We start from the raw sequence: 3,060 nt of genomic DNA, 5'->3' as shown, positions 1-3,060 counted from the left end.
GTCAACGCCGAGACCATCGGCGAAACCGTGGCCATGCGCAGCGCCTGGGGCGAGCCCATGCAATGGCGTCTGACCGAAGGCAGCGAACTCGAAGTGCGCGGCGGCGCGGGTTTTGCCGGCTACTGGAACAAGCCCGAGAAGAGTGCCGAGAAGATGAACGACGGTTGGTTCCAGACCGGCGACGCTGTGGCCCAAGGTCCCAGTGCCAATGAGCTGATCTACTACGACCGCGTGGAGCACATGAACCGCCTGCGAGGTGGTCACCTGTTCTCCAAGCAGTTCATTGAAGTCCGGCTGCGGTTCTCGCCCTACATCCGCGAGGTGATGGTGGTAGGCGACCCGACGCGCGAACACGTCACCGCGCTGATCAACATCGACGGGGATGTATTCGGCCGCTGGGCCGAGCACAACGGCGTGTCGTTCACGACCTTCACCGATTTGTCGCAACGCCCGGAGGTGCTGGCGCAGGTGGCCCTGGAAATCGCACGCGTCAACCAGGCTCTTCCCGAGCCGGCGCGCCTGCGGCATTTCGTGAACCTGCCCAAGGAACTCGACGCCGACGAAGGTGAATTGACGCGCACCCGCAAGCTCAAACGCGGCTTTATCGAACAGCGCTACGGCGTGCTGATCGATGCGATGTACGCCGATCGACCCAACACCTCGATCGAAATTCCCGTGCGCTACCAGGACGGACGCGCCGGCGTGTTGCGCGCCGAAGTCATCACGGGGCGCGTGCCTGCCTCCCCTGCAACAGAGACCTGAATCCATGATCGACTTTCTCAACTACCTCCTCAACGGGTTCCTGCAAGGCCAGATCTATGCCCTGCTGGCGCTGGGCTTCATGGTCATCTACCGCGCCAGCAAGGTGTTCAACTTCGCGCAAGGCGAGCTGATGATGCTGGGCGCCTACGCGGTCTGGACGCTCACAATCGGCGCGAACCTTTCGCCTTGGCTGGGCATTCCGCTGGCCTTCGTCTGCGCGGTGATTTACGGTTGGCTCATCGAGCGGCTGTTTTTCGAGCGCCTGGTCGGCGAGTCGGTGTTCTCCATGGTGATGGTGACCATCGGCCTGGTGATCCTGATTCGCGGCATCGTGCTGGTGGTCTGGGGTGCTGCGGACCGCGCGTTCCCGGTGTTGTTGCCTGCCGCCCCGCTGATCGTGGGCGACATGATATTTCCTTCATCTCTCGTGATTGGCGCGGTGCTCACCCTGTTCGCCACGCTGGGGCTGTCTTGGTTCTTCAACCACACACGCGCTGGCCTCACGCTGACCGCGGTGGCGGAAGAGCCCACCACAGCCATCTCGCTTGGCATCTCGGTCAAACGAGCCGTCACGCTGGCCTGGATGATGGGATCGGTCATCGCCACGGCAGGTGCCATCGTGTTGCTCAGTGGCCGTACGCTCTCGGTGCAAACCGCTGACATCGCGCTCGCGGCCCTGCCGGTCGCGCTACTGGCTGGCCTCGAGTCCATCGGTGGCCTCATCCTGGCCGGTGCCATTGTTGGCATCGTGCAGGCCCTGGTGGCGGCCTACGTCGACCCCGCGATCGGCGGCTCTGCCTCGTCCATCGTGCCCTTTGTTTTCATGCTGCTGATCTTGCTGGTGCGTCCCACCGGTCTGTTCGGCTGGCGCCATGTGGAGCGTGTGTGATGGATCCGTCCGGCATTTTCTTCACCAGCCACGCTGGTGACCGTTCCCTGGTGCGTACCCGCGCGCAATGGGCCTGCGTGGTGGCGCTTCTGATCGTGTTGGCCACGCTGCCATGGTGGGCCTCGGAGCGCTGGGTCAGCATCGGCTACACCACCTTCATCACCGCTGTGGCCGTCATCGGCCTGCAGATCTGCACCGGCTACGCGGGCCAGATCAACCTGGGTCAATCGGCCTTCATGGGCGTGGGCGCCTACGGTGCCGCACTCGCCATGTCGGCCGGCTGGGACGCGCTCGCGGCCCTGCTCATCGGCGGCGCCGGAGCGGCACTGTTCGGTGTGATGTTCGGCCTCACGGCTGCGCGCATCAAGGGCTTCTATCTCGCTCTGACCACCATCGCAGCGCAAGCGTTGTTCCACTTCCTGGTGCTCAACCTGCCTTCGTCTTGGTTGGGCGGCGCCGGTGGCCTGCACGTGGAATCGGCCTCGGTGTTCGGTATCCCGCTCAACAACGACCGCGGGATTTACTGGTTCTCCCTGGTCGTGCTGGTGGTCATGACCATCGGTGCCTTCGGTATCGTGCGCTCGCGCCATGGCCGCAGCTTCGAGGCGGTGCGCGACGACGACGTGGCCGCTGGGATGATGGGTATTCCCGTGGCCGCCACCAAGGCCCGCGCCTTCCTGGTGAGTGCGTTCTACGCGGGCGTGGCCGGTGGCCTGTGGGTCGTGGCGCTGCGGCATGTGTCGGTGGAGCAGTTCACGCTGTTCAACGCCATCTGGATGATCGCCATGATGATCGTCGGTGGCCTCGGCTCCATCGTCGGCGCGCTCATCGGCACGGTGATGATCCAGTTCGCCCGCGAAGGCGTCACCAGCCTGGGGCCTAGCTTCATTCAGTGGGTGCCCGCCGTGGGGCAGGACTTCGTCTTCGCCGCCATGAACGTCCTGCTGGGCACCGTGATCATCCTCTTCCTCCTCTTCGAGCCCAAGGGCGTGATGCACCGCATCGAGATCGCAAAAAGGGCCTATCGCATATGGCCATTCCCGTACTGACCGCCGTGGGGCGGAAGCCCATTCAACCCTAGGAGACAAAATGAAAACACTGAAAATTTGGGTGGCCCGCGCCGCCATCGTGGCAGGCGTCGCCGCCTCGACCATCGCACCGGCCACCGCACAAACGGTATACCAGGTACCGGCGCTGTCGGACTACTCCGGCCCGTTCGCAGCCATCATGCCGATGCTGGGCGCCGGGCGCGAAGGCGTGGTGAACTGGTGGAACGCCGAGCATGGCGCCAAGCTCGGCGTCAAGCTCGAACTCAAGACCTACGACACGCGTTACGACACGGCGCAAACCGCCAGCCTGTGGCCCGGCGTGCTGGCCACCAAGCCGGTGATCGGTCTCGCGCTCGGCGG

General features: G+C 64.3%; 2 protein-coding genes and 2 pseudogenes. All 4 read left to right on the top strand.

From position 1 onward, the window contains the following. A pseudogene (locus ABYB95_RS20430) lies at positions 1-762 on the top strand (acyl-CoA synthetase); the annotation flags it as partial. Positions 763-766: 4 nt separating this feature from the next. Beyond that, the gene (locus ABYB95_RS20425) at positions 767-1,651 is read left to right on the top strand and encodes a branched-chain amino acid ABC transporter permease (RefSeq protein ID WP_372661189.1); all 885 of its coding nucleotides are present in this window, start codon (positions 767-769) and stop codon (positions 1,649-1,651) included. After that, on the top strand, positions 1,651-2,700 hold the full coding sequence (locus ABYB95_RS20420; RefSeq protein ID WP_372661186.1) for a branched-chain amino acid ABC transporter permease: 1,050 nt from the start codon (positions 1,651-1,653) through the stop codon (positions 2,698-2,700). The genes ABYB95_RS20425 and ABYB95_RS20420 overlap by 1 nt, the downstream gene beginning before the upstream one ends. 40 nt (positions 2,701-2,740) lie before the next feature. Continuing rightward, a pseudogene (locus ABYB95_RS20415) lies at positions 2,741-3,060 on the top strand (hypothetical protein); the annotation flags it as partial.

It is taken from the genome of Hydrogenophaga sp. (assembly GCF_041633695.1).
Classification (GTDB): Bacteria; Pseudomonadota; Gammaproteobacteria; order Burkholderiales; family Burkholderiaceae_C; genus Hydrogenophaga.
The sequence above is the reverse complement of the archived record's forward strand: the minus strand, read 5'-3'. Positions and strand labels throughout refer to the sequence as shown.

Bases quoted from the DNA above. Each gene is read 5' to 3' on its own strand.
- ABYB95_RS20425 (WP_372661189.1), top strand. From the start codon at position 767: ATGATCGACTTTCTCAACTACCTCCTCAACGGGTTCCTGCAAGGCCAG.
- ABYB95_RS20420 (WP_372661186.1), top strand. From the start codon at position 1,651: ATGGATCCGTCCGGCATTTTCTTCACCAGCCACGCTGGTGACCGTTCC.